This is a genomic window from Bradyrhizobium erythrophlei (genome assembly GCF_900129425.1).
GTDB classification, from domain to species: Bacteria; Pseudomonadota; Alphaproteobacteria; order Rhizobiales; family Xanthobacteraceae; genus Bradyrhizobium; species Bradyrhizobium erythrophlei_C.
In genome coordinates, this window is the sequence record NZ_LT670817.1 from 8,865,927 (window position 1) to 8,880,914 (window position 14,988).

Genomic DNA, 14,988 nt, shown 5'->3' on the forward strand with positions numbered 1-14,988 from the left:
CGGTCGAGAGGCAGCGCGGCAAGTTCGTGCACATACTTGTGTTGGGCCTGGTTCTCGTGACGGCGGGAACAGCCTTGGCGCAAACGCCTGAAGGCCCCGAGCCCAAGCCGATCAAGATGGTGGTGTTGGGGGATTCGCTGAGCGCGGGCCTTGGCCTTTCGGCATCATCAGCGTTTCCGGCCCGGCTTCAAAAATCTTTGAAACTCAATGGCATATCGGTCGATATGATCAACGCCGGGGTTTCCGGCGACACCAGTTCCGGCGGCCGCGACCGGCTCGACTGGTCGGTGCCCGAGGGAACCGACGCCGTGATCGTGGAGCTCGGCGCCAACGATGCCTTGCGCGGCACCGATCCCGCGGTCACCCGAAAAGCGCTGTCGGACATTCTGACCCGGCTGAAGGCGCGGAAAATCGCGGTGCTGTTGTGCGGGATGATTGCACCGCCAAATTACGGCAGCGACTATTCGGCCCGTTTCAACGCGATCTATCCGGATCTCGCAAAATCGTTCGGGGTGCCGCTGTATCCGTTTTTCCTGCAGGGCGTCGCCGCTGACGCCAAACTCAATCAGGCGGACGGCATGCACCCGACGGCGGAGGGCGTCGATGTCATCGTGAAAAATATTCTGCCCACCGTGGAGGCATTTCTTGGCGCGATATCCGGGCAACGCAGTTGAAAAGCAGGCAGCGATAACCCTAACGTGGGGTTTTCCCGAAAGGTTTACGGTCTGTTAATCTCTGATGCTTCGCAGAGTCATATAACTACGGTAGAAACCAGTATCGGTGATTCGTCACCGGGTTTCAGCATCGGGAGTCTTGCGATGCCGCGCTTGTTTACTGGACTGGAAATTCCGGCCGAAATCGGCCACACGCTTTCCAATTTGCGTGGCGGCCTGCCAGGCGCGCGCTGGGTAGACCCCGAAAATTATCACGTTACCCTGAGATTCATCGGCGATATCGATGGCGTTGCAGCCAACGAGATCGCCTCGCTGCTGTTTCGGATCAATCGCAAGCCGTTCGAGGTGGCACTGCAGGGCCTCGCCAGCTTCGGCGGAAAAAAGCCGCGCGCGGTGGTGGCCCAGGTGGTGCCGAGCCGGCCGCTGATCGAGTTGCAGGCCGAACTGGAACGGCTGATGCAGCGGATCGGGCTCGATCCGGAAGGCCGCAAATTCACCCCGCATGTGACCTTGGCGCGGCTGCGCGATGCTTCCAACCAGGATGTCGCGGACTATCTGTCGGTGCGCGGTTATTTCCCGACCCGGGTGTTCACGGCTTCGCGCTTCGTACTGTTCTCGTCGCGGGCCTCCACCGGCGGCGGGCCCTATGTGGTCGAGGATTCCTACGCGCTGAGTGCGTGACGGGTAGGCGCTCGCCCCAGTCACGGCCGTCGTTGCCCGGGCGAACCAGTATTCCAGAACCGCCGGTGATAGAATCGAGAAAGCGCGGCGTACTATCCGATTTTCGCGGGTATGACGGTTTGCGATATTTAGCCCGGCACGCCGCAATGCCCGCTTCCGCATAGCCCCCGCACCAATTCGCGGCTTGCATTTTTCTCCGTGTTGGGGCCGTAAAGGGGGCCATGCTGTCTCCCCCGCCTGCCTCGTTTCGCGCCCATTACCAGGCGCTCGTCGCCTCCGGCGCGATCGAGCCCGACGCCGCGCAGGCGGAGGCTGCCGAGGCCTTCGCGGATCTCGAGCGGCGGCTTTCGAGCTACAAGCCGGTGCGCAAGCAGGGTCTGCTGGGCCGGCTGTTTGCGGACAAGGACGAGCCGCCGCCGCGCGGCCTCTACATTCATGGCGAGGTCGGTCGCGGCAAGACCATGCTGATGGATCTGTTTTTTCAGCAAAGTCCCGTCGTCCACAAGCGCCGCGCGCACTTCCACGAATTCATGGCCGAGGTGCACGAGCGGATCTATGGCTTTCGTCAGAACATCGCGCGCGGCGAAATCGCCGAGGGTGATGTGATCGCGCTCACCGCCGCGTCGATTTTCGACCAGGCCTGGCTTTTGTGCTTCGACGAGTTTCATGTCACCGACATTGCGGACGCGATGATCCTCGGACGGCTGTTCTCAAAGCTGTTCGAACTCGGCACCGTGGTGGTGGCGACATCCAACGTCGCGCCCGAGGATCTCTACAAGGGAGGTCTGAACCGGGCGCTGTTCCTCCCCTTCATCGCGCAGATATCCGATCATATGGATGTGTTGCGGCTCGAAGCGCGCACCGATTTCCGGCTCGAGAAGCTCGCCGGTGTGAAAATGTGGTTGGTGCCGGCGGATCGCGACGCCGATGCCGCGCTCGACAAAGCGTGGGCGAAGATGACCGGCAATGCCAAATGCAAGCCGCGCGACATTTCGATCAAGGGCCGCATCCTGCACGTGCCGTGTTCGGCGGATGGCGTCGCGCGATTTTCGTTCGCCGACATCTGTGAAAAGCCGCTCGCCGCCTCGGACTACCTGCGGCTCGCGCACGATTATCACACCATCATGATCGACCGCATTCCGGTGATGGACTACGCCGAACGCAACGCTGCCAAGCGGTTCATCGCGCTGATCGACACGCTTTATGACAACGCCGTGAAGCTGATGGCCTCGGCCGACGCCGATCCGGTGTCGCTCTATGTTGCGACCGAGGGCAATGAGGCGAACGAGTTCAAGCGAACCGCGTCGCGGCTGATCGAGATGAGTTCGGAATCTTATCTGGCGCTGCCGCACGGCCACAAGGACTCCGCGGCGAGCGGGTCGAGCACGGGGCTGGTGGAAACGTGACGGCGTAAACCATGATTCCGGGGCGCGTCCAACGGGTCCGCGCAAAGCGCGGCCCGCTGACAGGCTCCGACGCGAACCCGGAATCCCGATCATACATCCTCTGGATTTCCGGGTTCGCGCTGGCGCGCGTCCCGGAATGACAGCCGTTGGCCTGACAATTGAGCATGCCGTGAGCATGTCGCGACTTGAACGGGTCGGGCGAAAGGGATAACCAGCCATCCAAGCTTTCTTCCAACCTCCTCCTTACGTTCAAAGGACAGATTTCCCATGGCGCGCGACAAGATTGGTTTGATTGGCTCCGGTCAGATCGGCGGAACGCTGGCCCACCTCATCGGCCTGAAGGAATTGGGCGATGTCGTGATGTTCGACATCGCCGAGGGCGTGCCGCAGGGCAAATCGCTCGATATCGCGCAATCCTCGCCGGTCGACGGGTTCGACGCGCATTTCACCGGCGCCAATTCCTATGAGGCGCTCGACAACGCCAAGGTCTGCATTGTCACCGCCGGCGTGCCGCGCAAGCCCGGCATGAGCCGCGATGATCTCCTGAGCATCAATCTCAAGGTGATGGAACAGGTCGGCGCCGGCATCAAGAAATATGCTCCCGACGCCTTCGTGATCTGCATCACCAACCCGCTCGACGCCATGGTGTGGGCGCTGCAGAAGGCCTCCGGCATGCCGCACAAGAAGGTGGTGGGCATGGCGGGCGTGCTGGATTCCTCGCGTTTCCGCTATTTCCTTGCCGATGAATTCAACGTCTCCGTCGAAGACGTCACCGCCTTCGTGCTTGGCGGCCATGGCGACACCATGGTGCCGCTGGTGCGATATTCCACGGTGGCCGGCATCCCGCTGCCCGATCTGGTGAAGATGGGCTGGACCTCGCAGACGCGGATCGACGAAATCGTCGACCGCACCCGCAACGGCGGTGCCGAGATCGTCAACCTCTTGAAGACCGGTTCGGCGTTCTATGCGCCGGCCGCATCCGCCATCGCGATGGCCGAGAGCTACCTGAAGGACAAGAAGCGCGTGCTGCCCTGCGCCGCCTATCTCAACGGCGAATACGGCGTCAAGGACATGTATGTCGGCGTGCCCGTTGTCATCGGATCGAAGGGTGTCGAGCGTATCGTCGAGATCGAACTGGCCGGCAAGGACCGCGAAGCATTCGACAAGTCGGTCAACGCGGTGCAGGGTCTGGTCGATGCCTGCAAGAAAATCGCTCCCGATCTGCTCGGCCGCTGATCGCATTCGCATTCCAGGCTGACCAAACAAACCGATCGTTCAGGGCTTTCGAGGGCCACCAATGAATATCCATGAATACCAGGCCAAGGCGCTGCTGCACGAATTCGGCGTGCCGATTTCAAAGGGCGTGCCGGTGCTGCGGGCCTCCGATTCGGACGTCGCCGCGAAAACGCTTCCCGGCCCGGTCTGGGTGGTGAAGAGCCAGATCCACGCTGGCGGCCGCGGCAAGGGCAAGTTCAAGGAAGCGTCCGCCGGCGACAAGGGCGGCGTCCGGATCGCCAAATCGATCGCCGAGGTCAATGAATTCGCCAAGCAGATGCTGGGCTCGACGCTGGTCACGGAGCAGACCGGGCCGCACGGCAAGCAGGTCAACCGTCTCTACATCGAGGATGGCTCCGAGATCGACAAGGAGTTCTATCTCTCGATCCTGGTCGACCGCGAAAGCTCCGAAGTCTCGTTCGTGGTCTCCACCGAAGGCGGCGTCAACATCGAGGACGTTGCGCACAACTCTCCGGAAAAGATCGTGACCTTCTCGGTCGATCCCGCCACCGGCATCATGCCGCACCACGGCCGCACCGTCGCCAAGGCGCTGAAATTATCCGGCGATCTCGCCAAGCAGGCGGAAAAGCTGGTGAGCCAGCTCTATACGGCCTTCGTCGCCAAGGACATGGCGATGCTGGAGATCAACCCGTTGGTTGTAACCAGGCAGGGCGCGCTCCGCGTGCTCGACGCCAAGGTGTCATTCGACGGCAACGCGCTCTATCGCCATCCCGAAGTGGTGGCGCTGCGCGACGAGACCGAGGAAGATCCCAAGGAAATCGAGGCGTCGAAATACGACCTCAACTACATCACGCTCGATGGCACCATCGGCTGCATGGTCAACGGCGCCGGCCTCGCGATGGCGACGATGGACATCATCAAGCTCTACGGCATGGCGCCGGCGAACTTCCTCGACGTCGGCGGCGGCGCCGACAAGGCCAAGGTCACCGCGGCGTTCAAGATCATCACCGCCGATCCCAATGTGAAGGGCATCCTGGTCAACATTTTCGGCGGCATCATGAAATGCGACATCATCGCCGAGGGCGTGGTTGCCGCCGTCAAGGAAGCCGGCCTGAAAGTGCCGCTGGTGGTGCGGCTCGAAGGCACCAATGTCGATGCCGGCAAGAAGATCATCCGGGAAAGTGGCCTCAACGTGCTGCCGGCCGACGATCTCGACGACGCCGCGCAAAAAATCGTCAAGGCCGTGAAGGGGGCCTGAGCCAATGGCCGAGGACCGTCTCGCCGCACCGGCGCCGCTTCCGGAGCACCGCAAGCTTGCGGCGTTCGCAGGCGAGTGGAGCGGTGAAGAGGTGGTGTATCCGTCGCGCTGGACCGCGGGAGGGCCTGCCACCTCGCATGTCGTCGCCCGCATCGATCTCAACGGCTTTTATCTGATTCAGGATGCCCGCCAGACGCGCGAGGGCAAGGAAAGCTTCGCCACCCATGGCGTCTTCACCTACGACCGCGAGGATCGGCTGTACAAACTGTTCTGGCACGATTCGCTCGGCTACTACCCGCCGTCGCCGGCCTCCGGCGGCTGGACCGGCAAGACCCTGATCCTGGTGCGCGGTTCGCTGCGCGGCAATGCCCGACATGTCTATGAGATTCTCGACGACAACTCCTACTCGATGAAAATCCAGTTTTCGCCCGACGCGGAAGGATGGGCCGACGTGCTCACCGGCGTTTATCGGCGCATCCACTGACCCCTTACCGACCGTTCGCGAAAGCAATCCCAACCATGTCCATCCTGATTGACAAGAACACCAAAGTCATCTGCCAGGGTTTTACTGGCAAGAACGGCACGTTTCATTCGGAAGCGGCGATCGCCTATGGCACCAGGATGGTCGGCGGCACCTCGCCGGGCAAAGGTGGCGCGGTGCATCTCGGGCTGCCGGTGTTCGATACGGTGGCGGAAGCGCGCGAAAAGACCGGCGCCGATGCCAGCGTGATCTACGTGCCGCCGCCGGGCGCGGCCGACGCGATCTGCGAGGCCATCGACGCCGAAATGCCGCTGATCGTCTGCATCACCGAAGGCATTCCGGTGCTCGACATGGTCAGGGTGAAGCGCTCGCTGTCGGGATCGAAATCGCGGCTGATCGGGCCGAATTGCCCGGGCGTGATGACGGCGGGCGAATGCAAGATCGGCATCATGCCGGCGAACATCTTCAAGCCCGGCAATGTCGGCATCGTGTCGCGGTCGGGCACCCTGACCTATGAAGCGGTATTCCAGACCAGCCAGGAAGGCCTCGGCCAGACCACCGCGGTCGGCATCGGCGGCGATCCGGTCAAGGGCACCGAATTCATCGATATGCTGGAGATGTTTCTGGCCGACCCCAAGACCACCTCGATCGTCATGATCGGCGAAATCGGCGGTTCGGCCGAAGAAGACGCCGCCCAGTTCATCAGGGACGAGGCCAAGCGCGGCCGCAAGAAGCCGATGGTCGGCTTTATCGCCGGCGTCACCGCCCCTCCCGGGCGCCGCATGGGCCATGCCGGCGCGATCATCTCCGGTGGCAAGGGCGACGCCGGCTCCAAGACCGCGGCGATGGAAGCGGCCGGAATTACGGTTTCCCCCTCGCCGGCGCGGCTCGGAAAAACCCTTGTCGAAAAACTGAAGTCCTAATTCATTTTTTGGTTCTTTTGGGGGCGAAGATTCGCCTTATATAGGTTAAAAGGCCCGTTATCATGCTGATCCGAGCCCGGATTGGCTGTTGCGCCGTATTCCATGCGCGAACCGAAATCACCAGGACGCAATCATGTCTCGCCAAGACACGAACGCTGCTTTTGCTCTCTCCTCGTTCCTCCAGGGCACCAACGCCCCCTACATCGATGATATCTACGCCCGCTACGAGAAAGATCCGGCCTCGGTTGACCCCGAATGGCAGGAGTTCTTCAAGAGCCTGAAAGACCCGCCAGCCGACGTCCGGAAAAATGCCCAAGGACCGTCCTGGGGCCGGGACAATTGGCCGCTGTCGCCGCGCGACGATCTGACCTCCGCGCTCGATGGCAATTGGGCGGAAGTCGAGAAGGCTGTCGGCAGCAAGCTCGCGGCCAAGGCGCAGGTGAAGGGCAGCGAACTGACGCCGACCGACGTCCACCAGGCGACCCGCGATTCCGTGCGTGCGCTGATGCTGATTCGCGCCTACCGCATGCGCGGGCATTTCCACGCCAAGCTCGACCCGCTCGGGATCGAGCCGCCGCGCGATCGTGAAGAACTCGATCCGCGGTCCTACAGCTTCACGGAAGCCGATTTCGACCGCCAGATCTTCCTCGATCACGTGCTGGGCATGGAATACGCGACCTTGCGCGAAATCGTCGCGATCTGCGAACGGACCTACTGCCAGACGGTGGGCGTCGAGTTCATGCACATCAGCAACGGCGCGCAGAAGGCCTGGATTCAGGAGCGCATCGAAGGCCCGGACAAGGAAATCAGTTTCACCCGCGAGGGCCGCCGCGCCATCCTGACGAAACTGGTCGAGGCCGAAGGCTTCGAGAAATTCTGCGATCTCAAATTCACCGGCACCAAGCGGTTCGGCCTCGACGGCGCTGAATCGCTGATCCCGGCGCTCGAACAGATCATCAAGCGCGGCGGCAATCTGGGCGTCAAGGAAATCGTCTTCGGCATGCCGCATCGCGGACGTCTCAACGTGCTGACGCAGGTGATGGGCAAGCCCCACCGCGCGCTGTTTCACGAATTCAAGGGCGGCTCGGCCAATCCCGACGTGGTCGAGGGCTCCGGCGACGTCAAATATCATCTGGGTGCGTCGTCGGACCGCGAGTTCGACAACAACCGGATTCATCTGTCGCTGACCGCCAACCCATCGCATCTGGAGATCGTCGATCCCGTCGTGCTCGGCAAGGTGCGCGCCAAGCAGGACCAGCATGGCGATCCGCCGGACCAGCGCATTTCCGTGTTGCCGCTATTGATGCATGGTGACGCGGCGTTCGCAGGACAGGGCGTGGTGGCGGAATGCTTCGGGCTGTCCGATCTGAAAGGCTACCGCACCGGCGGTTCGCTGCATTTCATCGTCAACAACCAGATCGGATTCACCACCTATCCGCGCTATTCGCGCTCCTCGCCGTATCCTTCCGACGTGGCGAAGATGATCGATGCGCCGATCTTCCACGTCAACGGCGACGATCCGGAGGCCGTGGTGTTCGCGGCCAAGGTCGCGATCGAATTCCGGCAGAAATTCCACAAGCCGGTCGTCATCGACATGTTCTGCTATCGCAGGCACGGCCATAACGAGGGCGACGAGCCGGCGTTCACCCAGCCGGTGATGTACAAGAGGATCGCATCGCATCCGACCACGCTCGAGATTTATTCCAGGCGGTTGATCGCCGAAGGCGTGATGACCGAAGGTGAAGTCGAGAAGGCCAAGGCGGACTGGCGCGCGCGGCTCGATGCCGAACTCGAGGCCGGCTCCGGCTACAAGCCCAACAAGGCCGACTGGCTCGACGGCAAATGGGCCGGATTCAAGTCGGCCGATGCGGAAGAGGACGCCCGTCGCGGCGTCACCGGCGTCGATGTCGCGGTGCTCAGGGATGTCGGCCGCAAGATCACCAAAGTGCCGGACGGTTTCCGGATTCACCGCACCGTGCAGCGGTTTCTGGAAAACCGGGGCAAGGCGATCGAGACCGGCGCCGGGATCGATTGGGCGACCGGCGAGGCGCTGGCGTTCTGCTCGCTGCTGCAGGAAGGCCACCACGTCCGGCTGTCGGGACAGGACAGCGAGCGCGGCACCTTCTCGCAGCGCCACTCGGTGCTGATCGACCAGGAAGACGAGAGCCGCTATACGCCGTTCAATCATCTCGGCGGCGATCAGGGCCATTACGAAGTCATCAACTCGCTGCTCTCGGAAGAGGCGGTGCTCGGCTTCGAGTACGGCTACTCGCTGGCGGAGCCGAACGCGCTGACGATCTGGGAAGCCCAGTTCGGCGATTTCGCCAACGGCGCGCAGGTGCTGTTCGACCAGTTCATCTCGTCGGGCGAACGCAAATGGCTGCGCATGTCCGGCCTCGTCTGCATGCTGCCGCACGGCTATGAAGGGCAGGGACCGGAGCATTCCTCCGCGCGGCTCGAACGTTTCCTGCAGATGTGCGCCGAGGACAACATGCAGGTGGTCCATGCCACCACGCCGGCGAATTTCTTCCACGTGCTGCGGCGTCAATTGCATCGCGAGATTCGCAAACCCCTGATCCTGATGACGCCGAAGTCGCTGCTGCGGCACAAGCGCGCGGTTTCGAGGCTCGACGAGCTGGGCGCGAACACCACGTTCCATCGCATTCTCTACGATGACGCGGTCATGCTGCCGGATGAAAAGATCAAGCTGGTGCCGGACGACAAGATCCGCCGCGTCGTGCTGTGCTCGGGCAAGGTCTATTACGATATTTACGACGAGCGCGAAAAACGCGGCATCGACGATGTCTACATCATGCGCGTCGAGCAGCTTTATCCGGTGCCGCTGAAGGCGCTGGTGCAGGAACTCGGACGCTTCAAGAGTGCCGAACTGGTCTGGTGTCAGGAAGAGCCACGCAACATGGGCGCGTGGCATTTCATCGAGCCGTATCTCGAATGGGTGCTGAACCAGATCCACGCGCCGAACAAGCGTCCGCGTTACGCCGGACGCGCCGCGGCTGCGGCAACGGCCACCGGCTTGATGTCGAAGCATCTGGCGCAGCTCAAGGCTCTGCTGGACGAGGCGCTAAACTAGCATTCAATTGTCATGCCCCGCGAAAGCGGGGCATCCGGTAACCCGCGCCGTTCCTTTTTAAATCAGGACCGTCACGGAGTACCGGATCGCCCGGTTTTGCGGGCGATGACCACACAGGGCATTTGAGGAAAACACACAATGACTGAAATTCGCGTTCCGACGCTCGGCGAATCCGTGACCGAGGCCACCATCGGCCGCTGGTTCAAGAAGGCCGGTGATTCCGTGGCGGTGGATGAGCCGCTGGTCGAGCTCGAGACCGACAAGGTCACCATCGAAGTGCCGGCGCCGTCAGCGGGCACCCTCGGCGAAATCGTCGCCAAGGATGGCGAAACCGTCGCGGTCGGCGCGCTGCTCGGACAGATCAATGAAGGTGCGGCTGGAGCCGCTGCCAAGCCGGCTGCGGCACCTGCCAAGGCCGCCGCTCCCGCTGCGCCGCCGGCCCCCGCTGTCGCGGCCCCGGCGGCGCCCAAGGCTCCCCCGGTCGACGCGCCACTGGCTCCGTCGGTTCGCAAGATTTCGGTCGAAACCGGCATCGATGCCTCGACCGTTCCAGGCTCCGGCAAGGATGGCCGGGTGACAAAAGGCGACATGCTCGCCGCGATCGAGAAAGCCGCTTCGGCGCCGACGCCGGTCAGTCAGCCTGCCGCGGCGGTCCAGGTGCGGGCGCCTTCGCCCGCCGACGATGCCGCGCGCGAAGAACGGGTCAAGATGACCCGGCTGCGCCAGACCATCGCGCGCCGCCTGAAGGACGTCCAGAACACCGCGGCGATGCTGACGACCTTCAACGAGGTCGATATGAGCCACATCATGGCGATGCGCGTCCAGTACAAGGACGTGTTCGAGAAGAAGCACGGCAGCAAGCTGGGATTTATGGGCTTCTTCGCCAAGGCCTGCGTGCAGGCGCTGAAGGACATTCCGGCGGCCAATGCCGAGATCGACGGCACCGACCTGATCTACAAGAATTATTATCACATCGGCGTCGCCGTCGGCACCGACAAGGGCCTGGTGGTGCCGGTGGTGCGCGACTGCGACCAGAAGTCGATCGCCGAGATCGAAAAGAGCATCGCCGATTTCGGCCGCCGCGCGCGCGACGGCCAGCTCAAGATCGACGAGATGCAGGGCGGTACCTTCACCATCACCAATGGCGGCATCTATGGGTCGCTGATGTCGACGCCGATCCTGAACGCGCCGCAGTCCGCCATTCTCGGCATGCACAAGATCCAGGATCGCCCCGTGGCGATCGGCGGCAAGGTCGAGATCCGTCCGATGATGTATCTGGCGCTGTCATACGATCACCGCGTGATCGACGGCAAGGAAGCGGTGACGTTCCTGGTGCGGGTCAAGGAGAGCCTCGAGGATCCGGCGCGGCTGGTGCTGGATCTGTGACGGGTTTCATCGTGCTGCAGGGGCGCAATGACGGCATCGCAAGCCGCCTTTGACAGCGGACAATGGCGCAGCCGTTGCCGGCTGCAATGTGGGTGGGGGCGAATTTGACCGACAGGGTTGTGATCATTACCGGCGGCAGCCGCGGCATCGGCCGGGCCACCGCGATTGCCGCGGCGGCGCGGGGTTTTCGGGTTTGCATCGGCTACGCCAGCAATGAGACGGCGGCGCGCACCGCGGTCTCCGCCATCGAGGCAAAGAACGGCAAGGCGATCGCGGTGAAATGCGATGTCGGTGACGAGGGCGATATCCTCGCGCTGTTCGAGGCGGCAGACAAGTTCGGTACACTCGGCGCGCTCGTCAACAACGCCGGCATCGTCGGGGAGACCGCGCGCGTGGACGAAATGTCCGCCGAGCGCGTCCAGCGCATGATGGCCGTCAACGTCACCGGCAGCATCCTGTGCGCGCGCGAAGCGGTGAAGCGGATGTCGACCCGTCATGGCGGCAAAGGCGGCGTCATCGTCAACCTGTCGTCGGTCGCCGCGAAACTCGGTTCGCCCAACACCTACGTCGATTACGCGGCATCCAAAGGCGCGATCGATTCCTTCACGGTCGGGCTGGGGCACGAAGTCGCCGGCGAGGGCATTCGGGTGGCGGCGATCCGGCCCGGGCTGATCGATACCGATATTCACGCCAGCGGCGGCGACCCCGACCGCGCCCACCGATTGAGTTCGTCGGTGCCGATGAAGCGCGTCGGCACCGCGGACGAAATCGCCAACGCGATCGTCTGGCTGATGTCGGACGAGGCCTCCTATGTGACCAGCGCCATCCTTGATGTGTCGGGCGGGCGCTAATACCTGTCACACTCCTCAGCTACAGGACTTCAATCATGGCCACTTACGATCTCGTTGTTATCGGCACCGGTCCTGGGGGATATGTCTGCGCGATCCGGGCCGCGCAGCTCGGCATGAAGGTCGCCGTGGTCGAGAAGGAAGCGACGCTCGGCGGTACCTGTCTCAATGTCGGATGCATGCCGTCGAAGGCGCTGTTGCATGCCTCTGAAATGTTCGAGGAGGCCGGGCACTCCTTTGCGAAAATGGGCGTCAGCGTCTCCGCGCCGAAACTCGATCTGCCGTCGATGATGACTTTCAAGCAGCAGGGCATCGACGGCAACGTCAGGGGCGTCGAGTTCCTGATGAAGAAAAACAAGATCGACGTCATCAGCGGCAAGGGAAAGATCCTCGGCACCGGTAAGGTCGAGGTCTCAGGCAGCGACGGCAAGACGCAGCTGGTGGAGACCAAGAACATCGTGATCGCCACCGGCTCCGATATCGCCAGATTGAAGGGCATCGAGATCGACGAGAAGCGCATCGTGTCGTCGACCGGCGCGCTGTCGCTCGACCAGGTGCCGGAAAAACTGCTGATCGTCGGCGCCGGCGTGATCGGGCTCGAGCTCGGCTCGGTGTGGCAACGCCTCGGCGCGCAGGTTACCGTGGTGGAGTTTCTCGATCGTATTTTGCCGGGCATGGATGGCGAAGTCGCAAAACAATTCCAGCGCATCCTCGAAAAGCAGGGCTTTGCGTTCAAGCTCGGCACCAAGGTCACCAGCGTCGACACCTCGGGCAAGACGTTGTCCGCGCAGATCGAGCCGGCCGCGGGCGGCAAGGCGGAAGCTCTGGAAGCAGACGTGGTGTTGGTTTGTATCGGCCGCGTCCCCTACACCGAGGGTCTTGGCCTCAAGGAAGCCGGTGTCGCGCTCGACAATCACGGCCGCGTCCAGATCGACGCGCACTTTGCGACCAGCCTGAAGGGCGTCTACGCCATCGGCGACGTGGTCGCAGGTCCGATGCTGGCCCACAAGGCCGAGGACGAAGGCGTCGCGGTTTCGGAAATTCTCGCCGGCCAGGCCGGGCATGTGAACTACGACGTTATCCCAGGCGTCGTGTATACCACGCCGGAAGTGTCGTCGGTCGGCAAGACCGAGGAAGAGCTGAAGCAGGCCGGCGTAGCCTTTACCGTCGGCAAATTCCCGTTCACCGCCAATGGCCGTTCCAAGGTCAACCAGACCACGGAAGGATTCGTCAAGGTTCTCGCAGATGCGAAGACCGATCGGGTGCTTGGCGTGCACATTGTCGGCCGCGAGGCCGGCGAAATGATTCACGAAGCCGCCGTATTGATGGAGTTTGGTGGTTCCGCTGAGGATTTGGCGCGCACCTGCCATGCCCACCCGACCCGTTCGGAGGCGATCAAGGAAGCCGCGCTTGCAGTTGGCAAGCGCGCGATCCATATGTGATCGACGCCGGGCGCAGATCAGGCGGGGACAACATTGATGATTCGCCGCCTTCTCCAACCGGTCTGGATTCTGCTTGCGGTCATCTTTCTGATCGAGGCATGGCTGTGGGATCACCTCGAGCCGATCGTGGCCCGGGTGGTGTCGCTGATTCCGCTGCGCGCCTTCAAGCAGTGGCTCGCCGATCGCGTCGATACGCTGTCCCCGGCGATGACGCTGATCGTGTTCATCGTGCCGGTGATTCCGCTGTTTCCGCTGAAGATGGTCGGCCTCTGGCTGCTGGCGCATGAATATTGGATCAGCGCCATCCTCACCATCATCTTCGCGAAATTCCTCGGCGTCGGCGTCGCCGCCTTCATCTTCGACGTGACGCGGCCGAAATTGCTGGAAATGGAATGGTTCGAAAAGCTCTATGATTTTGTCATGGCGTTGCGGGCAAAGGCCAACGCGCTGGTGGATCCCATCAGGGTGCGAATCAAGCATGCCTTGCGCGGCGACGGCAGCAGCTGGTCATCGCGCACGCTGCGGCTGATCCAGCGTTTCCGCAAGAGCGTGCACGAAGCGCGGTAGCCTGGCCACGTCTCGAAGCTCTCGAAGCGTGAAGCCACCAGAGCCCGGTGTTAAAGCGCGGCGGACTTACCTCTCCCATAGGGAGAGGTCGGCGCGCAGCGCCGGGTGAGGGGTTACGGTCTATCGTTGGTGCAGCACCCCCTCACCCGATTTGCTGCGCAAATCGACCTCTCCCCGCCGGGGAGAGGTGAAGGGCATACTGATCCAAATTCAAACCACACTACTCTACGGCAGGTGCAGCAGATGCGGCATGAACAGGCCGAGCGCGGTAAATGCGATTCCCGCCAGCGCCAGCAATCCGGAAATCCATGCCAGCGCAATTATCCCGGTGATGATGGTCGCCGAAGCCAGCACGATGCCAATCTGAAAGGCGGCGGAGGCGAGTTCGTAGTGATGATATTTGGCTTCCGCGAGGTCGCGCTCTTCCTCTGCATGCTTGGCGCGCTCCGACAATTGTTCCTGCCCTTCGCCGGTTTGGGGCTCGGAGCGGTAGCGCGCGGCGGTCTTCTGCCATTCGTCGATCTGCTTTTGCAGCGCCGCCCTGGTGGCTTCGTCGCCGGCGGTGCCGAGGCTTAACTTGGCTTGTTCGGCTGCGGTCTGTACGACGTTGCGGCGGATGCTCTTGGCCTGGAAGAACGCCCAGAAGTTCGAAGCTTCGACATTCCTGCTGATCACCTCGGTCTGGGCGCCCTTGCCGAGCGTTTCCGACAGCGCAAGACATAGCGCGATCACGGCAATCAAAAGCGCGATCTTCCTGTTTTCGCTGGAGGCCTCCTTGGCCTGGTCCGCCTGCTCCATACTTTCATGTGCGCTCATGATCTCTCCCGGCTTGAAGCGCATGATCCGCCAGGCATCCCACGGGCTTGACCCAGGGGTGCAGGCAATTCGGCGAAAAGATCATGCCCCGCTTGAAAGCCCAACGATTGACCGAACCGCAGCGTCTGCGCAAGAGCCAAGCAGTGGTGACGCGCGTATCTCGCGGGTGAAAGTCGGAC

Annotated in this window: 13 protein-coding genes; 12 read left to right on the forward strand and 1 reads right to left on the reverse strand. The window is 62.5% G+C overall.

Going from position 1 to position 14,988, the window contains the following annotated elements; all coding sequences use genetic code 11:
- Positions 1-26: 26 nt before the first annotated feature.
- The 12 genes from B5527_RS42180 (at position 27) to B5527_RS42235 (ending at position 13,993) form a co-directional block, all read left to right on the forward strand.
- Positions 27-674, forward strand: a complete 648-nt coding sequence (locus B5527_RS42180) for an arylesterase (protein WP_079607911.1) — start codon at positions 27-29, stop codon at positions 672-674.
- Positions 675-818: 144 nt separating this feature from the next.
- Positions 819-1,355 (forward strand): RNA 2',3'-cyclic phosphodiesterase, encoded by a 537-nt coding sequence (thpR, locus tag B5527_RS42185; RefSeq protein ID WP_079606769.1) that lies wholly within the window; start codon positions 819-821, stop codon positions 1,353-1,355.
- A 221-nt stretch (positions 1,356-1,576) separates the two neighbouring features.
- Entirely contained in the window at positions 1,577-2,761 is a 1,185-nt protein-coding gene (gene zapE / locus B5527_RS42190; protein WP_079606770.1) for a cell division protein ZapE, read from the forward strand.
- Between the two features lie 267 nt (positions 2,762-3,028).
- On the forward strand, positions 3,029-3,997 hold the full coding sequence (gene mdh, locus B5527_RS42195) for a malate dehydrogenase (RefSeq protein WP_079606771.1): 969 nt from the start codon (positions 3,029-3,031) through the stop codon (positions 3,995-3,997).
- A 61-nt stretch (positions 3,998-4,058) separates the two neighbouring features.
- On the forward strand, positions 4,059-5,255 hold the full coding sequence (sucC, locus tag B5527_RS42200; RefSeq protein WP_079606772.1) for an ADP-forming succinate--CoA ligase subunit beta: 1,197 nt from the start codon (positions 4,059-4,061) through the stop codon (positions 5,253-5,255).
- Positions 5,256-5,259: 4 nt separating this feature from the next.
- Positions 5,260-5,739 (forward strand): DUF1579 family protein, encoded by a 480-nt coding sequence (locus B5527_RS42205; RefSeq protein ID WP_079606773.1) that lies wholly within the window; start codon positions 5,260-5,262, stop codon positions 5,737-5,739.
- A 35-nt stretch (positions 5,740-5,774) separates the two neighbouring features.
- Entirely contained in the window at positions 5,775-6,659 is an 885-nt protein-coding gene (gene sucD / locus B5527_RS42210) for a succinate--CoA ligase subunit alpha (RefSeq protein WP_079606774.1), read from the forward strand.
- Positions 6,660-6,792: 133 nt separating this feature from the next.
- The gene (locus tag B5527_RS42215) at positions 6,793-9,750 is read left to right on the forward strand and encodes a 2-oxoglutarate dehydrogenase E1 component (protein ID WP_079606775.1); all 2,958 of its coding nucleotides are present in this window, start codon (positions 6,793-6,795) and stop codon (positions 9,748-9,750) included.
- Positions 9,751-9,888: 138 nt separating this feature from the next.
- The gene (gene odhB / locus B5527_RS42220) at positions 9,889-11,136 is read left to right on the forward strand and encodes a 2-oxoglutarate dehydrogenase complex dihydrolipoyllysine-residue succinyltransferase (protein ID WP_079606776.1); all 1,248 of its coding nucleotides are present in this window, start codon (positions 9,889-9,891) and stop codon (positions 11,134-11,136) included.
- A 104-nt stretch (positions 11,137-11,240) separates the two neighbouring features.
- The gene (locus B5527_RS42225) at positions 11,241-11,987 is read left to right on the forward strand and encodes an SDR family oxidoreductase (RefSeq protein WP_079607912.1); all 747 of its coding nucleotides are present in this window, start codon (positions 11,241-11,243) and stop codon (positions 11,985-11,987) included.
- Between the two features lie 35 nt (positions 11,988-12,022).
- On the forward strand, positions 12,023-13,426 hold the full coding sequence (gene lpdA / locus B5527_RS42230) for a dihydrolipoyl dehydrogenase (protein ID WP_079606777.1): 1,404 nt from the start codon (positions 12,023-12,025) through the stop codon (positions 13,424-13,426).
- 36 nt (positions 13,427-13,462) lie between these two features.
- Positions 13,463-13,993, forward strand: a complete 531-nt coding sequence (locus B5527_RS42235) for a hypothetical protein (RefSeq protein WP_079606778.1) — start codon at positions 13,463-13,465, stop codon at positions 13,991-13,993.
- A 225-nt stretch (positions 13,994-14,218) separates the two neighbouring features.
- Here the strand turns inward: B5527_RS42235 and B5527_RS42240 are convergent, their stop codons facing one another.
- A complete protein-coding gene (locus tag B5527_RS42240; RefSeq protein WP_079607913.1) occupies positions 14,219-14,809 on the reverse strand; it encodes a DUF4337 domain-containing protein in 591 nt (196 codons plus the stop codon).
- Positions 14,810-14,988 lie beyond the last annotated feature (179 nt).

Excerpts from the sequence above, each read along its gene's own strand:
- B5527_RS42215 (WP_079606775.1), top strand. The coding sequence starts at position 6,793 with ATGTCTCGCCAAGACACGAACGCTGCTTTTGCTCTCTCCTCGTTCCTC.
- B5527_RS42240 (WP_079607913.1), bottom strand. The coding sequence starts at position 14,809 with ATGAGCGCACATGAAAGTATGGAGCAGGCGGACCAGGCCAAGGAGGCC.
- lpdA (WP_079606777.1), top strand. The coding sequence starts at position 12,023 with ATGGCCACTTACGATCTCGTTGTTATCGGCACCGGTCCTGGGGGATAT.
- thpR (WP_079606769.1), top strand. The coding sequence starts at position 819 with ATGCCGCGCTTGTTTACTGGACTGGAAATTCCGGCCGAAATCGGCCAC.
- B5527_RS42235 (WP_079606778.1), top strand. The coding sequence starts at position 13,463 with ATGATTCGCCGCCTTCTCCAACCGGTCTGGATTCTGCTTGCGGTCATC.
- odhB (WP_079606776.1), top strand. The coding sequence starts at position 9,889 with ATGACTGAAATTCGCGTTCCGACGCTCGGCGAATCCGTGACCGAGGCC.
- sucD (WP_079606774.1), top strand. The coding sequence starts at position 5,775 with ATGTCCATCCTGATTGACAAGAACACCAAAGTCATCTGCCAGGGTTTT.
- B5527_RS42205 (WP_079606773.1), top strand. The coding sequence starts at position 5,260 with ATGGCCGAGGACCGTCTCGCCGCACCGGCGCCGCTTCCGGAGCACCGC.
- sucC (WP_079606772.1), top strand. The coding sequence starts at position 4,059 with ATGAATATCCATGAATACCAGGCCAAGGCGCTGCTGCACGAATTCGGC.
- zapE (WP_079606770.1), top strand. The coding sequence starts at position 1,577 with ATGCTGTCTCCCCCGCCTGCCTCGTTTCGCGCCCATTACCAGGCGCTC.
- mdh (WP_079606771.1), top strand. The coding sequence starts at position 3,029 with ATGGCGCGCGACAAGATTGGTTTGATTGGCTCCGGTCAGATCGGCGGA.